The following is an 18,268-nucleotide window of genomic DNA, read 5'->3' on the forward strand; positions in this document are numbered from 1 at the left end:
TTATCTATATTCACTCTTTTATTAGTAACAGATTTTTCACCTCTCTTTTTTAGATTTTCAAATTTACGTGCTAAAGAGCGTTGTTCACGTTTTAACCGTTTTTCTATCTTTTTTACTTTTATTGTTTTGTTGATGTTTTCATGAACGATACCATCGCTACTTGTAGCAAAATCCTTCACTCCTAAATCAATCCCTAGACCTATTTTATTGAGTGCTAACTTTGTTGCCATTTCTTCCAATTCGCAAAGTACAGATACAAAATATCTTCCTGCTCTTTGATATACTGTGCCACTTTTTACAGTTGTATTTTCTCAATCCATATATTCTACACCTAAATACATGAATGATAGATATTAAATCCTGAACAAGGTCTTCTTGAATACCCATATATTCCTTATACTGTTCTTCTTTATAATATCTTCTTCCTTTTGGGTTTCGGTAAGCAGGTAACACACCTTGATTGTCCCACCTTTGCAATGTCTTAACAGAGACATTAAGCATTTCTGAAAATTCTTTTGGTTTATATTGTTTCATAATTACTTTTTTGCTATATATGCACACTTTTGTCTATGTTATTGTTTACTGTTTCTTTCTCCTGTATATAGAAACTTTATCCCGCTTGGTTAGGGATAATAGCCAGTGGGAATGGTTCCTTACTGATTAAAGATTTGCTTTATATATTATAAACGGCATACCCTTTTTCATAAAGGATATGCCGTTTCTTTTTTCTATACTAACTTACTTGCTTTTGTTTTTGTTTCGTTTTTGGACCTGTAAATAGTCGTTCATTTCCCATAAGTAAAATACAAATAATACTTAGTACAGCTGGGATAAGTGCCCAGAAGAATGTACTGGCAATAGATGTAGCGAGAGCCTCTTTAATACCAGTTAATATTTCAGGTGGCATCTTCTCGGTAGCACCTTGTGATAATAAGAAACTTGTGTCTCCGCCCTGTGGAGCTAATTTAGCTAGTTCAGGAGGGAACACCGTGCTTAATTTATTAGTAAAAATATGATTTTGAATGGTACCGAAAATTGTTACACCAAGAGTCATACCGAGTGAACGGAAGAATGAGTTTGTTGATGTAGCAGAACCACGGTCTCGCATTTCTAACTTGTGAATAGAAGACATACTTAAAACTGAGAACGAGAAACCAACTCCAAGTCCAGTGAGAACCATAAATAGTGTTACAAGTAGACGAGGTGTATCCATCGTTAAAGTGCTTAATAAATAAATACCAATTACAAAGAAAACGCCAGATACGATCATGATGTTACGATAACTTGTTCGTGAAGCTAACTGTCCACCTGTTTGACTTCCAATTACAGAGCCAACCATCATAGGTGTTAAAATTAATCCAGCATTAGAAGCTGAACCGCCGAGAACACCTTGAACGAAGATTGGAATATAAACTGTACAGATAATAAAAGCGGCACCATAGAAAAAGGCAACGCCTTGGCTAGCTGCGAATAAAGGTTTTTTAAAGAGATGGAAAGAAATGATAGGCTCCGTTGCTTTTCGTTCTACGAAGAAGAAAATAATGAGCATAATAACAACTGTTGTAAATAAACCGATAATTACAGTGGAATTCCATGCATATTCTTTACCACCAAGTTCTAAGGCGAACATTAAGCAAACGATACTAATAACAAGTGTAATAGCGCCAGCCCAATCAATTTTTTGTTTTCTAAATTCTAGAGATTCACTGTAGTATTTAGTAATGAAGAAGAAGGAGATAAGCCCTAATGGAATATTAATATAGAAGACCCAGTGCCAACTTATATAGTCTGTAATATAAGCACCTAATAAAGGACCGAACACACTAGATGTCCCGAAAACGGCACCGAATAGTCCTGTCATTTTTCCGCGTTTTTCTGGTGGGAATATATCGTACATAATTGTGAAGGCAATAGGCATAAGAGCCCCCCCGCCAATCCCTTGAATTGCTCTATAAATACTTAACTGCTCAATACTAGATGCTGTTCCGCAAAGCGCAGAACCGAATAAGAAAAGAATGAGGCCACCGATATAAAAACGTTTCCGTCCGTACATATCAGAAAGTTTTCCGAATATAGGCATACCTGCCATTGTTGCTACCATATATGCAGATGTGACCCAAACGAACTTGTCAAATCCTCCTAGGTCTCCAACGATCGTTGCCATTGCTGTTGCAACAATTGTATTATCCATTGCCGCCATTAAAATACCAAGTAGTAAACCAGCAACAACAAATTTTGTCTTGTTGGAGTCTTTTTTTGATAATTGAGATTCCAAATATAACCCTCCTTTAAAAATAAGTAAACTATATTAAGTTTTGAGTGCAGCGCATAAAAATGTAAAGGACAGTTCTTTCAAATCAATTTACACAAGTGCACAAGCCATAAAGAATATTATAGTCAAATTTGACTAAAAGGCAAACTTTTTCATCCGTCAAAATATTCTGTTGTATGGACTGCGAAAGAGTGAGTAATACTTAATATTGGTATAAAGTCAATGAAGGAAATTGTAAAAAAATATTTCAGTAAGAATACCTTCTGTTAGCAGATGAAAAATGGTTTTTTCTTTACATTGTCGAATAGGATAAAAGAAAGAGCAATAACTATATATCGTTTGTATTGGGTAGAGAGGCAGAATAAGGTCGTATGAATGATGCATCTGAAATGGGGTGAATATTATTATGAAAATATGGAAACGAATTTCGGATCAAGGAAGACGTTCAATACCGCTACAACCGGTATTATGGATTGATGGCTCAAAAAAGGAAAACGAATGTCCCAATGTAGCAGTTACATTGCAAATCCGTAGTATGTATAAAGAAAAATTTTCATATGAACTGACCTATGATGTAAACGACATACTTATTATTCGAATTGAAGTTGAAAATAAAGGAATAGAAATGATTTCACGGGTTGTAGTAAGTCATATGATTCGCGATTATTTTGCATATATCCCTAATTCATTAAAGGTAGATAAGGGGATAAGTGAGTTTCTATTCCAACTTGTAAGGTGGCGAATCGATAATTTATTACCGAATGAAAAGGTAGAATTAATTTGTAAAATAAAAGCAAATAAAGATAAAGCACTCAAAAACGCATTATTTCAGGCTACATATACATTTCAATATAACGGAGTATCATATGGTCCACTGCAAACAAATGAAGTTGTTGTGCGACAATGAAAAAAAGGAACCTATATGAAAGGTTCCTTTTTTTAGTGAAGGTTGTGCTTTTTGAGTACTTTTTTTTGCTCGATTCCTTTTTTACCTACATAATTATTTGTATAACCAAAATATAGAATGAACAGAAAGGAAGCAACATTTACAATAGCGTCTATTTGATCGTTGGTAATAAAGTTCACTCCGAAAGAATTAAACAGTAATTTTAACGATAACAGAAAACCGGCTAGTAAACGCATAATATCTGATAGATTTTCTTTTTGTAGCATATGGGTCACCACCTTTCTAAAACGATATATAGTATATATATGAAATAGAATAGAGATGGTAGACAAGCTTAAGCGGAAATGTACACTCAATATGTACATTTTTTATTTTGTAGAAAAACATAATTGTTATAGAAACATATATTGGTATAGAAAGGAGGGGAAATATGAAACATAAAGGGAAAATTAGTGGATTATTACTTGGGAATACAGTGGCAGTTACAGAATGGATTGCGCTTCAGGATGTAATTACAAAACTGGATTCGCGATCATTTTATACCGTCTTTATTATTTATATATTGCAAATGGTACTCAGTTATTATTTTGGGCATTGGTATGATAAAAGAGCGAGCGGGCGTACGGATACGGAAGGAGGAATGGCAAGTAATGATTTTGTAGTTGATTTCTTTGAGAAAGTAGCTGCTTTATCAGAACGAGATTCTCATAATATTACAGTGTACATTCTTTCTATGAAAGAATGGAAAGAACTAAAAGAAACGGTGCAAGAAAAAAAAATGGAGGTGTTAGTACAAAAATTGGAGAGTACGATTGTAAAGACAATTCGTAAAGGAGATGTCGTTACTAGATGGGATGAAAATAAGTATGTTATTGTAGCAATTGATAACGGACATGAAAAGTCGACAATAACAAACAGATTAATGAAAAATATTGAAAGTGAAATAGAAAATGGCTTGTTAAGTATGACTCTATTATTTGGAGCTGCTAGTTATCCAATAGAAGGGAAAACTTTTGAAGAATTGTTAAGAAAAGCACAAAATCAATTGTATCAGCATAGGGATTTGTAAGGAAATTAGTGAAACTTTGATTTCAAGAAATATGATATGAAGAAGTTTTTTAATGTAACATTCTTTTGACTTTTATTACAAAAATAACTTTTATTGTAATAAAAGTCTTTAAAAATATATGAAATAAGCATATAATTATGATGGATGTGTCAATGCATTTTGCACAATGTGTTTCATTTTTAAAGTGTAGAGGAAAGCATGCTCTACACTTTTCCTTTTTAGGAAATGAAAAGAGTATTTGTAAGTTGTTGCAAGGTAGCATTTATACTGTGTAAAATGAACAAAGGGATTATTTGATAGAAAGCAGGAAAGGGAATGATAGAATGATAGACGTGAGAAAACAACGAACATCTTTTATCAGGTGAATTATTACTGTTGTTCTTCAAATTATTATGGCTGTGATGAATTCCGCTGTACTTGAATGTAGCACATAGTGTGAACAAGTTTTAAGAAGTACTAAGTAAAGTCACGCTATTAAGATGGATATGAAACTGCTGGATAATTCAAAGAGAGTGATGTAAAACGTAATTTCAAGTAATAATTTTGTACAAACGTTATAAACAATAGGAATGATCTTCGTAAAAAGATGTGAGTGTGAATTGTATAGAAGGATACATAATTTTCATGGTTTTTTACACGATGATCGTATATAAGTAGGAGGAAAAAGATGTTGAAGTATAGTAAATTAGCAATTGTAACTGCATTATCAATGACTTTATTAGCCGGTTGTTTCGGGCCGAAACCAGAAGAAGAATTATATGTTGCGTTTGAAAATGCTGCAAAACAAGAAAAAACAATGTTCGAAGATGCAAAGAAACTTGAAACTTTAGAAAAAGAGGGACAAGAATTATATAACCAGATCGTTCAAGAAGGAAAAGATAATAATCAAACTGTTAAGGAAAAACTGAACAAAGCAGTGAAAAATACAGATGAACGAGAAAAGGTGCTTACAAAAGAAAAAGAATCTTTAAATAAGGCACAAGAAGAAGTGAAGTCAGCAGATAAATATGTGAAAAAAATTGAAGATAAGAAATTAAAAGATCAAGCGGATAAAGTGAAAAGCACATATGAGAAACGACATGATTCATTTAACAAGATGTATGATAGCTATAGTAAATCGTTAAAACAAGAAAAAGAATTATATACAATGCTACAAGATAAAGGTACAAAATTAAAAGATATTAGTGAAAAAGTAAAAACAGTAAATCAGTCTTATAAAGATATTGAATCAGAAAAAGACAAGTTTAATGAATTTACAAAATCTTATAATACAGAAAAAATAGCTTTTTATAAACAAGCAAATATTAAAATTAAAGAAGAGAAAAAATAAAACAGTTTGGCCTACAATGGGCCAAACTGTTTTATTTTTTTGTATACGTACGACTATACCACGGGACAGGTTCACTTAATTTTTTTTCTTGTTTCAGTGCTTCAGGACCAATATAATCTTGAAGTGTCTTTTTTGCTACTGTTAAAGATAAGGTTGTTTTCGGATTTCGATAGGAGGATTCAAGATGACCAAGGTGTGGTAGGATTCGAAAATCTTCTTTGGTAGGAGGAATATGGAAAAAATAATCACCTAAACGTATAAGAACATCGGATTGTTGTTGGCTAAAACGTGGATTTCTAGAAAAATGTAATCCTTCTTTAATAGCTTTTTTTTCAGCAATTAAGCGTTCTAAAGCCGTCTTTTTTAACCAGTATAAATACTTCGGATTAGTTGCAGCTTTAGCATGACGATTCACAACGAAAATAGATTGAGCTAGTCGATTAATAGAATGTTGGTTTTGTAATTGAGATTGTGGTTGTGAAGGTTTCATATTGAATCTCCTTTCAATTTTTCATTATTATACCATAAATAAAAGAGGTTTTTATTATATGCAAAAAGTGATTGTATATATTTTCAATATTAAAGCAATATTGTTACAAAAAACAACTATTTTGTATAATAGTAATGTGTTTTAGAAATTTGATAATGAAAGAGTGAGAATTTTGAAAGAAATATTAAAACAGCAATATGCCATTATAGATATTGGATCTAATACAATGCGTTTAGTTATTTATGAAAAACAAAACGGAGGTTTTTATAAAGAGATTGAAAATACGAAAGTGGTTGCGCGATTAAGGAATTACTTAATCGATGGTGTATTGATTGAAGAAGGAATAGAGGTATTGTTACAAACATTATTTCAATTTCAAGAAAGTACACGATTCCACCAGTTGCATCATGTACTTTGTGTCGCGACAGCAACAATTAGACAGGCTGAGAATCAAGAGGAAATTAAAAAACTTGTTGAAGGACGAACAGACTTTACTCTTAGAGTATTATCGGAATATGAAGAAGCGCGTTACGGCTATTTAGCAGTTATGAATTCAACTTCGTTCTCTGAAGGAATTACAGTAGATATTGGTGGAGGAAGTACGGAAGTTACATACTTTCGAAATAGGGAGATTTTAGAGTATCATAGCTTTCCTTTTGGAGCACTTTCTTTAAAGCAACAATTTATTAAAGAGGATATACCTACTAAAGAAGAGTTGGAAAAGATTCAAACGTACTTAGAATATCAATTTCGAACATTACCATGGTTAATTGACAAGAAATTTCCTCTTATTGCAATTGGTGGTAGTGCGAGGAACTTAGTGAAAATCCATCAAAATTTAATTTGTTATCCGATAGCAGGGGTACATTTATACAAGATGAAAGAAGAAGATATTAAAAATGTGAAAGAAGAATTGGAAGTATTGTCGTTTATGGAACTCCAAAAATTAGAAGGATTGGCAAAAGATCGAGCAGATACAATTCTTCCAGCAGTCGAAGTATTTCATACACTTGTTAATGTTATAGAGGCACCAGCATTTGTATTAAGTAGAAAAGGATTACGAGAAGGTGTTTTCTATGAAGAGTTGACAAAAGATTTGGGGATTTCATATTATCCGAACGTAGTCGAAGAAAGTTTGTATTTATTATCACATGAATATGAAATGGATATGGAATTTGTAATGCAGCTTATTAAACATGGAAGATTGATTTGTCAGCAGCTTGAAGAAACAGGGCTCATTTCTATGTCAGCAAAAGACTGGGAAGTATTCCATCAAGCAGCGAAAGTATTTAATATAGGTAAATATATAGACGAGGAAGCGAGTCGCTTACATACGTTTTATTTATTAGCGAATAAAACAATTGATGGTATGATGCATAAAGAACGAGTTAGATTAGCCCTTATTGCGTCTTATAAATCAAAAATGTTATTCAAACAACATTTGTCTCCATTTGAAGGATGGTTTGATAAGAACGAACAAAAAAAAATTCGCCTATTAGGGGCTGTTTTGCAATTTTCAGCAGCTCTAAATATAAGACAAAGATCGCTTGTTGAATCGATATCTATAATAGAAAGTAAAGAAGGATTAACGTTTACAATTGTATGTGAACAACCTGCATTAGCGGAAAAAGTGCAAGCTGAAAAACAAAAAAAACAGCTGGAAAGAGTATTGAAAACAACTATTAACTTATCCTTCGAAGCAAAACTTTAAGTTGTACGGACGTCTTTACAAAAAATTAACACTTTGGAATATTGTAATTTGCTAAAATGAAAGTAACTAAATTATAGTAAAAAAGTTTCAAGGGAAGTGTGAAGAGGATGGAATTATCTAAGGGGAATATAGTAAATTTAAATGATACAGCTTATTACAACAATAGAGAACTAAGTTGGTTAGCATTTAATGAACGTGTACTACAAGAAGCACAGGATGAAATGAATCCGCTCTTGGAAAGATTAAAGTTTATTAGCATTTTCAGCTCAAATTTGGATGAATTCTTTATGGTACGCGTGGCAGGATTGAAGGATCAAGTGAGTGCTGGGTTTAACCAACCCGAAAATAAGGCTGGATTAACACCAAAAAAGCAATTAAATAAAATTACGATAAAGGCTCATGAACTAATGACTGTACAATATGATACGTTTAAAAATTATGTATTGCCAGCACTGGAGCTAGAGGGAATTGAGCGTTTAACGTTCCATGATTTAACGAAAGAACAGAGAGAATTCATAGAAGAGTACTTTGACGAGCAGATTTTCCCAGTCTTAACACCTGTAGCTATTGATGCATATCGTCCATTTCCGATGTTATTAAATAAAAGTTTGAATTTAGCTACTCTTTTATATGATGAGAAACAAGTGGAGGAAGAAAACCGCACGAAGTTAGGGATTGTACAAGTTCCTTCATTACTTGAACGCTTCATATTTTTGCCGAGTGAAGGGCAAAAGCATAAATTTATTTTATTAGAAGATGTAATTAGTGGTTTTACTCATAAATTATTTACTGGATATAAAGTGTCGTCTGTTACTCGTTTCCGTATTACACGTAATGCGGATTTGACGATTCATGAAGAAGGTGCGAGGGATTTATTAAAGGTAATTGAAAAGGAATTAAAGAAGCGTAAGTGGGGAGCTGCTGTACGTTTAGAAGTTGGCAAAGAACATATTGATGAAAGAGTATTAGCATTATTATATGAGGTATTGGAAGTAAAAGATGAAGATGTATATATAATGGATGGACCGTTAGATTTAACATGTTTATTTTCCTTATATAAAAAACTAGCTCCTTTATATGAACATCTAGTATATCCGGCTCTTATTCCGCAACGCCCTCAAGACTTAGGGGATGCGGAAGATGTCTTTGAAAAAGTAATTGAACATGATATTTTATTACACCATCCGTTTGAATCGTTTCAGCCAGTAGTTGATTTTGTACGTGATGCGGCAGACGATCCGAATGTACTTGCAATTAAACAAACATTATACCGAGTAAGTGGAGATTCGCCGATTATTCAGGCATTAAAGGTAGCCGCTGAAAAAGGAAAACAAGTGACGGTATTAGTTGAATTAAAGGCAAGGTTTGATGAAGAAAATAATGTGCATTGGGCTAAAGAGTTAGAAAAGGCAGGCTGTCACGTTATTTACGGTGTAAGTCATTTGAAAACACATAGTAAAATTACGCTAGTTGTAAGAAGAAAAAACGGAAAAATCGAAAGGTTTGTACATCTTGGGACTGGAAATTATAATGATGCAACAGCAAAGTTATATACTGATTTCGGGTATATTACATCACGAAAAGACTTTGGGGTTGATGCAACAAATTTTTTTAATTATTTGAGTGGTTATACAACAAAGCCACATTTTCATCACTTATCGGTTGCGCCATTTGATATAAGAGAGCAATTTATCGATTTAATAGATGAAGAAATTCGTTACCATAGGCAATATGGAAATGGATATATTATCGCTAAGATGAATTCATTAACAGACAAACCATTAATAAAAAAAATGTATGAAGCATCACAAGCTGGGGTAAAGGTAGAGCTTATCGTTCGAGGAACATGTTGTTTAAGACCTGGTATTCCGAATGTAAGTGAAAATATTCGTGTAGTTAGTGTTGTCGGGAGATATTTAGAACATAGTAGAATTTATTATTTCCATCATAATGGAGAAGAGAAAATATACTTATCTTCAGCTGACTGGATGACGCGAAATATGGAGAAGCGGGTAGAAATATCTTTCCCAATATTAGATATTGAAATGAAGGCGAGAATTAAGGCAATTTTACAACTTACATTAGCTGATAATGTGAAAACACGTGAACAAAATAAAGACGGTGACTATTATTATGTTATTAATAATGGGGCAGAAGAAATTGATAGCCAAGTGAAGTTGTTTAAGATGGCGTATCAAAACACGGATGCCGAATAATGAGAACAAAGTAAAAAACCTCTTTTTTAAGAGGTTTTTTACTTTGTTCTCTACTTATTATATAGGATGCGTAGAGAGAATAGTTTTTATGGTAAGCATGTTAATGGATCATGAATCAGTTAAGAAAGGAAATAACATTAGTAGAATTGTTGCGGTACATTAATAATAGTATGGTTGTTGACAAGGTCCACCATAACAAGGATAAGGTGTTGGCGGTGGGAAAGGTGGTGGATATGGTGGGTAATACGGTCTAGGACCGAAAGCTAATGCTCCGCCGAGCAGTCCGCCAGCAATACCAGCTAGAAATGGGACGCCAAAAAACGGCAAAAAGCGTGAGTCGCCTACTGGACCAATAGGTGCTGAACGGACTGGGATTGGTTGATAATATGGATACATGAACAAACCTCCTTTATTGGACTCACTTTTATCATATGGTAAATGAAACATGGATGAGCGCGTACAAGAAAGGTTATGTAAGAAAATAGGCGAATTATTACGAATGCTGGAGCGTGAAAATCGTAATTTCAGGTTTTGACATAAATCGGAATGGGACACGTGTTCTGCCAAGGCCTCGATTGACATAGAGAGCTAAATCTTGAATCGTATAGAAACCTTCTACATAGTTTTTAGCAAGTGAGGGGGTAATAATTGCGCCTAAAAAAGGAATTTGTACTTGTCCACCATGGCTATGACCAGAAAGTTGTAAGTTCACTGGATATTGAGCAATTTTGGGTGCAATATCTGGCTCGTGAACAAGAACAATGTTATAAGTGTTTTGCTTCGCGTGACGTAGTGTCTCTTCTATTTTTGGTTTGCCTAGTAGTATATCATCAAGACCGAAAATTGAAATTTCACTATTATCCAGTAGACGAATTTTCTTTTCACTATTTAGTAGCAGTTCAAATCCAGATTCACGCATGATGTGTTCGTAGTACTCTGTTCCATATCCGCCGTGATCATGGTTACCATAAATAGAAAATTTACCGAAGGGTGCTTGTATATTTTTTAAAATAGATGCAACAAAAGGAGTGTCAGTATACGTTTGATAATTATCAATGAGATCACCGGTAAAAAGGACAATATCGGGTTTTACAGCATTAATTTTAGAAACGATTTGAGATAAATGGTGAAGAGAGAAATAGTATCCGAGATGTAAATCGCTAAATTGAAGAATCTTCATACCATGAAAACTTTTTGGTATGAGTTGTGATGTAAGTTTATGTTCTGTAAAAGAGAGTAGATGAGGCTCAATATATTTAGCATAATAGTACCCAATGCTAGTTGTTATAAATGAATATAGACAGGTGCGCATGCCAGTTTTTAAAAATTCTCTTCTTGTAATTTTCTTCATAAAAATATGAGTATACCTATTTGACTTATATTACATATGTTCGTTACATTTACAGGTTACTCAAATCTCCTTTCAGTTTATTTAAAATATATTTTAAATAATATAAAAGTAGTATAGATTACGAAAAAACGAATGAAAAGAAACCTCTTTACGTTAAAATATCAGAAAAATTTAAAAATATAAAGATTTCTATTAAATAAAATGATAAAATGAATGTGTATTCATTTTTGGGAGGGGATGTATGTGAAAGAAAAGGTAGTTATTATAACAGGTGGATCGAGCGGAATGGGGAAAGGAATGGCGACTCGCTTTGCAAAAGAAGGGGCACGAGTTGTTATTACAGGACGTACAAAGGAAAAGCTAGAGGAAACAAAGTTGGAAATTGAACAATTTCCAGGGCAAATATTACCTGTACAAATGGATGTAAGAAATACGGATGACATTCAGAAAATGATAGAACAGATTGATGAGAAGTTTGGTCGGATTGATGTTTTAATAAACAATGCAGCTGGAAACTTTATTTGTCCAGCAGAAGATTTATCTGTAAATGGCTGGAATTCAGTCATTAATATTGTGTTAAACGGTACATTTTACTGTAGTCATGCTGTCGGGAAATATTGGATTGAAAAAGGTATAAAAGGAAATATCATTAACATGGTAGCAACATATGCATGGGATGCAGGTCCGGGAGTTATTCATTCGGCTGCAGCAAAGGCTGGAGTATTAGCAATGACGAAGACACTCGCTGTTGAGTGGGGACGTAAATATGGAATACGAGTTAACGCAATTGCGCCAGGACCTATTGAACGTACGGGCGGTGCTGATAAATTATGGATTTCAGAAGAAATGGCTAAGCGTACGATACAAAGTGTTCCGCTTGGAAGACTGGGCACGCCAGAAGAAATTGCAGGTCTAGCTTATTATTTATGTTCAGATGAAGCTGCGTACATAAATGGAACTTGCATGACAATGGATGGAGGGCAACATTTACATCAATATCCATTTTAAAAGGGATGAGAAAATGAATGTTTGATTCATTTTTCGACGGTTAAATGTGACGGAATTGTGACATATGAAAGAAAAGTGTTTACAAGAGGTCATATATACGGTATATTTAAGACCTCTTTTTTCTTCATAGTAGAATTGCTAATTCCCCTTAGCATTTTACCCCTCTAATCCCTTCAGGAAAACTGAAGGGATTTTTTATTATTTTTCCGTAAATATCATGTTATAATTTTTGAAAAGTAAAGGAGGGAAGCACGTTGATAGATGCATTAGATGTAATGAGTAACTTGGATAAAGTCCTTCCTTATTATCAAGCTATTTTTAGTGCTGATGAGCATACTGTAATTGGATATGAAGTAGTAGGACGTATTCAAACAGAAGAAGGCATACAAAGTTTAGCTTCTTTCTTTCACGATGATTCTATTCCAAGTGAGTTTCAACTAGAAGCGGACAACATTATAGTAGAAAAAGCTTTAAATCGTTATTTGGAAAGTGATCAAAAACTATTATTATTTATACATCGGAATGCGAACGTATTAATGAACGATGATGATGAAAGTTTACTGCAACTTTTATTGATGTATGAAAAGCAAGGTTTAAATTTGAAACACATTGTTTTAGAGATTACAGAACATGAATGTAAAGAAGATATAGAGCAGTTTAATCATTTGCTTATGTATTATCGTACATATGGTATTCAAATTTCGATTAATAAAGTCGGAACGGGTACAAGTAATTTAGAACGTATTAGCGTGTTAGCACCGGATATTTTAAAAGTAGATTTAACAAACTTAAGGCAAACTGCACTTTTACAATCTTATCAAGATATTTTATATTCTTTATCATTACTTGCTAGAAGAATTGGTGCAACATTGTTATATGAAGAAATTGATGCTTTTTACCAATTGCAATACGCTTGGAAAAACGGTGGTAGATACTATCAAGGGAATTATTTGAAAGAATGCTTACCTGATTTTATTGAAACGAACGTTTTGAAAGAACGACTTGGTAATGAGTGTCATCAATTCATTCAACATGAGAAGAAGAAGTTACAAAAAATTTATAATTTAACAGAAATGTTACGTGACCGAATCGGTGATGTTTTAGCGAAACAGAAAAAGAATGAAGATATAAATGATTGGTTATTACAATTTAGCCAAAGTGTATCACAATGTAGTTTTCGCATATTTATTTGTAACGAAGATGGTTTTCAACAATCAGGAAACGTTATGAAAAAAGATGGGGAATGGATTGTGATGCCTGAGTATTATATGAAGAACTGGAGTTGGCGTCCGTATTTTCTAGAAAATATTATGAAAATGCGCTTTGAGAATAAGGCAAGACTTTCAGATTTATATGCTGATATTGAAACCGGTGAGATGGTACGAACATTTTCTTTCCCGATTGATGATGAAAACTTTTTATTTATAGATTTATCGTATGAATATTTATATGAAGAAGATGTTTTATTTTAATGCACGAAGAGATTCGTGCATTTTTTGTTTGTTTTTATCATAAATTGGTAATAGTGAAAATGGTGCTAAAAATGCTGTCTATCGTTGTAAAGATTTTGCGAACGAAATCAGCCCTTTCTTTGCATAATCATTGTTACAATGAATACTACAAAGACAAGTTTTCTTAAAAGGAAGGTGAAAAAATGAGGAAATATGGAATATGGTTAGTTCTATTTGTATGCGTTGCCTTTCTAGTTGGTTATAGTGTTACAACTGTTTTAGGAAAAGAGGAAGTGAAAGTCGATCGGAAAGAAGTGTATACAACGATACAAAAGGGCTATGAAACCCAATTTTCACTTCGTGGAAAGCATTTGCCGATGAATAAGATGATAGAAACGTTATCACCGTATTTTACAGAGAATTTCCTTCAAGTATTTACAGATGAAAATAGTAGAAGTGATAAACAAAGTGGTGAATATTTACTTCCAGCAAAAGAAGCACCATTTTCTTTTAATTCAGAAACGAAAATGTCATATGATGAAGAGCATAAAATTTTATATGTATATGAGCGGGCGAAAAGTGGACAATATCAAATTGTAACATTGCAAAGAGATCAAGGGAAATGGAAATTGGCTGGATACCATGAAAGCCAAGAACTCTTAAGTGAAATAAAAAGGTTACAACAATTATAAAGTAAAACTTTCATTAGTAGGGGACATATCAAGCAGATTATTAACCCGCCACAATTGGATGTTTACTTCCAAAAAATAGCGGGATGAAAATAGGAGTAGGTCTTTACCTATTCCTATTCTAGATTGAGAAGTTGTTGTAATTTTTCAATTTGAAAACCAGCAACAACTTCTCCGTCAATTACAACCGTTGGAGTTGAATAAGAATCATAGTCATATAAAAGACGATTGCGTGCAGCGGCGTCTTTTTTTACGTCAAATTCCTCGTATACAACGTCATTATGTTTTAAAAATTCTTTCACAATGACACACGGCGGACAATCAGGTTGTGTGTAAACCTCAATTTTTTTCATTGTAATTCCTCCTTTTTACTGTTTTTTATTATATTCTTCCAGTATAAAAATCGCAATAAAGAAGGGAAAAGATGTTCTTTCTGTTTTTTCCTTCGTATTTCGACAAATTTTTAGTTGAGTTTCTGGCCAATAACCTTTATCCTAGAGTGTGGAACATTTTTTCTGTTATGACGGATAGAATGAGTATAGCTGTAAAACCTATTGGTAGGAAGATCAGAGAAAGGAGAGATTTCATGTCTCTACTCCAAGGAATTTTAACTCGACTTGTTAGTCTACAAGAACAAGCTGAAAGCGGTGAAGTAGCACAACGCTATTTTGAAGTGAACGGTGAGCGCAAATGTAGCGTGAAATTTTTCGATAAAAGTGAAATGTATGAGTTAGAAGTGTATCAACAAGGTGAAAAACCTCAAGTGTATCAATTCGATAATATCGACATGGTTGCAATTGAGATTTACGATATCATTTCTTGATACATATAAAAAAGGTGTTGCCATACGGCAGCACCTTTTTTAGTTCTATTACTTTTTAGCATATATGTATAGGGATTTTTCATTTTTCCTACAATGGTAATAATGTGAAATTATAATCAGTAGAGATTCTTATTTCTATACTGATTAGTAGCGATCACCAATTTGGTGTTTACGGATAGTAAATAGGGAGATAAACATAATGAGGAGGTGTATGGAATGGAACGTTTACCAGTTGTCATTTGTCCTAATTGTCACAATACTGCTGAGATTATTCATGTATTAACGGCTCAATCAAATCAAAATGTAATTTATACGTGCCAAGTTTGCCAGTATGTAATTCGGAATATTGAAACGAATAAAGGGTAGGAAGTTATAATTTCTATTTTTGTCCCATACAATGAGAATACGAAAAGTCTGTCTAATTGAAAGGACGTGACTATATGGCCGGTGAACATAAATTTTATAATGTTTCAGAGAGACATTTAAATTTTGATATGGTCTTTACCCGTATTTGTAATTTCATTGAAAAGGATCCACGAAATTTATATCGCTTATCCATTGGGACAGACTCACAAGCACATCAAAAGGATACGAGATTTATTACGGCAATTCATATTCATCGCGTCGGAAAAGGAGCCTGGGGATGTTTACACCATCAATCAGTAAAAGATAAGCCAGCAACTTTACGTGAGAAGATATATTTAGAAACGCAGTTTAGTCAAGAAATCGCCTGCTTATTTACTCCCAATCATATACAAACAATATGGGAGTTATTGCATCCATACGCTCAAGAGGGGGCTGGATTTATAATGGAAATTCACTTAGATATCGGAAATGATGGTTTAACAAAAGAATTTATTCTAGATATGACAGCGAAAATTCAAGCGATGGGATTAACGGCAAAAATTAAGCCAGATGCTTATGCGGCGTTTAGTTATGCAAATCGATATACGAAATAAAAACAATTTTCATATATCTTTCACTAAAAACTGAATATTACATCTATTAAATAGGCTGAAAATTTTATATAATAGGAGTAACGATGCGAGTATAAGGAGAGGGGTATATGAAAAGGGAATTTGTTTTAACAGAAGAAGAGGAAAGTTTGTTACTAGATATTTTATTTCAGCAAAATTATGCGAGTGAAATTTTAGCTGTGGAACTTACAGATATTGAGAATGGTTTAAAAAAGACAGATGTGATGCAATATAAAAAAATCACAAGGTTATTTTACAGATTAAAAAATAAAGGGTATTAAGCGCTACCGGAATGGTAGTCTTTTTTTTGTGTTGTATGCTAAAATAGCTGTGTAATTTTGTTTTTTCCTGAAATAATGTAAGGACAAAATAATAATATGAAAACGCTGTCATAAAATGTGAATAGAGCCAGTGATTAAAAGCAGGAAAAAGGGAAAATGGGGGATGTAATATGATTAGTATTCCAAAAGACGAGTTTCAACAAATTTTTGTGAAAGATTTAATGATTTCATCCGAAAAAGTAGCACACGTCCAAATAGGGAATGGTTTAGAGCATGCTTTACTCGTACTTGTGAAATCTGGATATTCGGCGATACCTGTTTTAGACCCGATGTATAAATTACACGGGTTAATTAGTACTGCTATGATTTTAGATGGTATGCTAGGGTTAGAACGCATTGAGTTTGAAAGACTTGACGAAATGAAAGTAGAACAGGTGATGAAGGAAGATATTCCGGTTCTTAAGTTAGAAGATTCCTTTGCAAAAGCATTAGAAATGACAATTGATCATCCTTTTATTTGCGCTGTCAATGAAGAGGGATATTTTGAGGGGATTTTAACACGTCGAGCGATTTTAAAATTGTTGAATAAAAAAGTAAGACAACATAATCGATAATGTGAGAAAAGTGACTTCATAGAAGCGGAGAAGTCACTTTTTTTCGTGCATATCAGGTGTGTATGTATTATATTTAAAAAGATAAAAAATATAAGAGTATGTGGTTAAATTAAGGATGAAAAGCTTGTTGAGATAAGGTGTATGGAAGCTAAGGAAAGAGGGAGAAAGTTGCAAATTGATGATTTTCAAATGATGGTTGTGTTAGCACAGGAATCAAATATGAGAAAAGCGGCGGAACGTTTATTTGTTTCACAACCTGCGCTTAGTCAACGATTACAATCTATGGAGAAACAATGGGGAATGAAGTTTTTTATTCGTTCGCAAAAAGGATTGACAATTACACCTGAAGGGGAAAAAGTCGCAAATTATGCAAAAGAAATGCTACAAAAGGAAGAGGATATTAAAAGTGAGTTAGCTATTTTTAGAACAGAAACTCACGGAACGTTAAAAATAGCTGTTGCATCAGTTATTGGTCAATATTGGCTTCCTCCTGTTTTGAAGAAGTTCGTGCATAAATATCCTTCTGTGAAAATATCACTGTTTACTGGCTGGAGTAGTGAAGTACAAAAGCAGTTTTATGAAGGAGACGTACATGTTGCTATATTAAGGGGAACACAAGAATATAAAGGTCAGAAGCAACAATTATTTGAAGATGAACTTTATTTAGTGGATAAAGAAATAAAAGATATTTCGATGTTAAAAGAAACAAATAGACCTTTTATTCAATTTAAAAGTGATTCCACTTATTATGGACAAATACAAAATTGGTGGTATGGTTTATTTTCTAATCCACCTAAGAGAACAATTGTCGTTGATCAAATTGAGACTTGTAAACAACTCGTTTTAAATGGTATAGGTTATGCTCTTTTACCTTCTACTGTTTTAAAAGAAGTGCAGGAAAATATGTATAAAACACCTGTGCAATTAACGAGAGAAACATGGTTATTGACGAGTGAATCAGCTAGACAATTGAAGCAAGTACAAGCATTTTTAGAAATTATAGAAGAAATTCAAATGGAAAAATAGGATTATTATCTTGCTACTCGCTCTATCGTTTGGTAGAGTAACATTATAAATGG

Annotated in this window: 20 protein-coding genes and 2 pseudogenes; 14 read left to right on the forward strand and 8 right to left on the reverse strand. The window is 33.2% G+C overall.

All coding sequences use genetic code 11. The features are described 5' to 3' along the window. From AC3WTI_RS22785 to AC3WTI_RS22795, 3 genes and pseudogenes are all read right to left on the reverse strand, one after another. Window positions 1–311: pseudogene (locus AC3WTI_RS22785) on the reverse strand (transposase); the annotation flags it as partial. Between the two features lie 46 nt (window positions 312–357). Then, window positions 358–534 (reverse strand): annotated as a pseudogene (locus AC3WTI_RS22790) (MerR family transcriptional regulator); the annotation flags it as partial. Window positions 535–733: 199 nt separating this feature from the next. Then, the gene (locus AC3WTI_RS22795; protein WP_087958519.1) at window positions 734–2,275 is read right to left on the reverse strand and encodes an MDR family MFS transporter; all 1,542 of its coding nucleotides are present in this window, start codon (window positions 2,273–2,275) and stop codon (window positions 734–736) included. 403 nt (window positions 2,276–2,678) lie between these two features. Here AC3WTI_RS22795 and AC3WTI_RS22800 point away from each other — a divergent pair, with 403 nt between their 5' ends. Further along, window positions 2,679–3,179, forward strand: coding sequence for a hypothetical protein (locus AC3WTI_RS22800; RefSeq protein WP_000708181.1), 501 nt, complete (start codon window positions 2,679–2,681; stop codon window positions 3,177–3,179). Window positions 3,180–3,211: 32 nt separating this feature from the next. Here AC3WTI_RS22800 and AC3WTI_RS22805 read toward each other — a convergent pair whose 3' ends face one another. After that, entirely contained in the window at window positions 3,212–3,445 is a 234-nt protein-coding gene (locus AC3WTI_RS22805) for a phage holin (protein ID WP_087958520.1), read from the reverse strand. A gap of 164 nt (window positions 3,446–3,609) precedes the next feature. Here AC3WTI_RS22805 and AC3WTI_RS22810 point away from each other — a divergent pair, with 164 nt between their 5' ends. Together AC3WTI_RS22810 and AC3WTI_RS22815 are read left to right on the forward strand one after the other, a co-directional pair. Further along, window positions 3,610–4,248: a diguanylate cyclase domain-containing protein gene (locus AC3WTI_RS22810; RefSeq protein WP_087958521.1), complete on the forward strand. Its 639-nt coding sequence runs from the start codon at window positions 3,610–3,612 to the stop codon at window positions 4,246–4,248. 667 nt (window positions 4,249–4,915) lie between these two features. Next, window positions 4,916–5,578 carry a YkyA family protein gene (locus tag AC3WTI_RS22815; protein WP_087958522.1) on the forward strand — a complete coding sequence of 221 codons (663 nt, stop codon included), beginning with the start codon at window positions 4,916–4,918 and terminating at the stop codon, window positions 5,576–5,578. A gap of 31 nt (window positions 5,579–5,609) precedes the next feature. Here the strand turns inward: AC3WTI_RS22815 and AC3WTI_RS22820 are convergent, their stop codons facing one another. Then, window positions 5,610–6,068: a YkyB family protein gene (locus tag AC3WTI_RS22820; protein WP_000804864.1), complete on the reverse strand. Its 459-nt coding sequence runs from the start codon at window positions 6,066–6,068 to the stop codon at window positions 5,610–5,612. Window positions 6,069–6,240: 172 nt separating this feature from the next. Here AC3WTI_RS22820 and AC3WTI_RS22825 point away from each other — a divergent pair, with 172 nt between their 5' ends. Together AC3WTI_RS22825 and AC3WTI_RS22830 are read left to right on the forward strand one after the other, a co-directional pair. Continuing rightward, window positions 6,241–7,779: a Ppx/GppA family phosphatase gene (locus AC3WTI_RS22825; protein ID WP_097840557.1), complete on the forward strand. Its 1,539-nt coding sequence runs from the start codon at window positions 6,241–6,243 to the stop codon at window positions 7,777–7,779. A gap of 107 nt (window positions 7,780–7,886) precedes the next feature. After that, complete coding sequence (locus AC3WTI_RS22830) at window positions 7,887–9,995, forward strand: polyphosphate kinase (RefSeq protein ID WP_097840556.1); 2,109 nt, start codon at window positions 7,887–7,889, stop codon at window positions 9,993–9,995. Between the two features lie 159 nt (window positions 9,996–10,154). On the opposite strand, the gene AC3WTI_RS22835 is transcribed toward AC3WTI_RS22830, so the two are convergent. Together AC3WTI_RS22835 and AC3WTI_RS22840 are read right to left on the reverse strand one after the other, a co-directional pair. Further along, complete coding sequence (locus tag AC3WTI_RS22835; protein WP_076539903.1) at window positions 10,155–10,391, reverse strand: hypothetical protein; 237 nt, start codon at window positions 10,389–10,391, stop codon at window positions 10,155–10,157. Between the two features lie 97 nt (window positions 10,392–10,488). Then, window positions 10,489–11,346, reverse strand: coding sequence for a metallophosphoesterase (locus AC3WTI_RS22840; protein WP_097840555.1), 858 nt, complete (start codon window positions 11,344–11,346; stop codon window positions 10,489–10,491). A 243-nt stretch (window positions 11,347–11,589) separates the two neighbouring features. Here AC3WTI_RS22840 and fadH point away from each other — a divergent pair, with 243 nt between their 5' ends. The 3 genes from fadH (at window position 11,590) to AC3WTI_RS22855 (ending at window position 14,497) form a co-directional block, all read left to right on the forward strand. Continuing rightward, window positions 11,590–12,354: a 2,4-dienoyl-CoA reductase gene (gene fadH, locus AC3WTI_RS22845; RefSeq protein WP_087958527.1), complete on the forward strand. Its 765-nt coding sequence runs from the start codon at window positions 11,590–11,592 to the stop codon at window positions 12,352–12,354. Window positions 12,355–12,608: 254 nt separating this feature from the next. After that, window positions 12,609–13,826 carry an EAL domain-containing protein gene (locus AC3WTI_RS22850; RefSeq protein WP_087958528.1) on the forward strand — a complete coding sequence of 406 codons (1,218 nt, stop codon included), beginning with the start codon at window positions 12,609–12,611 and terminating at the stop codon, window positions 13,824–13,826. A gap of 182 nt (window positions 13,827–14,008) precedes the next feature. Beyond that, window positions 14,009–14,497 carry a DUF3993 domain-containing protein gene (locus AC3WTI_RS22855; protein ID WP_048530737.1) on the forward strand — a complete coding sequence of 163 codons (489 nt, stop codon included), beginning with the start codon at window positions 14,009–14,011 and terminating at the stop codon, window positions 14,495–14,497. 113 nt (window positions 14,498–14,610) lie between these two features. On the opposite strand, the gene AC3WTI_RS22860 is transcribed toward AC3WTI_RS22855, so the two are convergent. Then, window positions 14,611–14,847: a glutaredoxin family protein gene (locus AC3WTI_RS22860; RefSeq protein ID WP_087958529.1), complete on the reverse strand. Its 237-nt coding sequence runs from the start codon at window positions 14,845–14,847 to the stop codon at window positions 14,611–14,613. Between the two features lie 233 nt (window positions 14,848–15,080). On the opposite strand from AC3WTI_RS22860, the gene AC3WTI_RS22865 reads away from it, so the two are divergent. The 6 genes from AC3WTI_RS22865 (at window position 15,081) to ccpC (ending at window position 18,215) form a co-directional block, all read left to right on the forward strand. Next, window positions 15,081–15,317 carry a YkuJ family protein gene (locus AC3WTI_RS22865; RefSeq protein ID WP_000055151.1) on the forward strand — a complete coding sequence of 79 codons (237 nt, stop codon included), beginning with the start codon at window positions 15,081–15,083 and terminating at the stop codon, window positions 15,315–15,317. A 216-nt stretch (window positions 15,318–15,533) separates the two neighbouring features. Next, window positions 15,534–15,683, forward strand: a complete 150-nt coding sequence (locus AC3WTI_RS22870) for a hypothetical protein (protein ID WP_087958530.1) — start codon at window positions 15,534–15,536, stop codon at window positions 15,681–15,683. A gap of 74 nt (window positions 15,684–15,757) precedes the next feature. After that, window positions 15,758–16,276 carry a ribonuclease H-like YkuK family protein gene (locus AC3WTI_RS22875; protein WP_087958531.1) on the forward strand — a complete coding sequence of 173 codons (519 nt, stop codon included), beginning with the start codon at window positions 15,758–15,760 and terminating at the stop codon, window positions 16,274–16,276. 107 nt (window positions 16,277–16,383) lie between these two features. After that, on the forward strand, window positions 16,384–16,575 hold the full coding sequence (abbA, locus tag AC3WTI_RS22880; protein WP_000817794.1) for an antirepressor AbbA: 192 nt from the start codon (window positions 16,384–16,386) through the stop codon (window positions 16,573–16,575). Between the two features lie 170 nt (window positions 16,576–16,745). Beyond that, window positions 16,746–17,189 carry a cyclic-di-AMP-binding protein CbpB gene (gene cbpB, locus AC3WTI_RS22885; protein WP_048530727.1) on the forward strand — a complete coding sequence of 148 codons (444 nt, stop codon included), beginning with the start codon at window positions 16,746–16,748 and terminating at the stop codon, window positions 17,187–17,189. 141 nt (window positions 17,190–17,330) lie between these two features. Then, window positions 17,331–18,215, forward strand: a complete 885-nt coding sequence (gene ccpC, locus AC3WTI_RS22890; RefSeq protein ID WP_048530725.1) for a transcriptional regulator CcpC — start codon at window positions 17,331–17,333, stop codon at window positions 18,213–18,215. Window positions 18,216–18,268: the final 53 nt, after the last annotated feature.

Source organism: Bacillus sp. EB106-02-03-XG38, assembly GCF_058792175.1.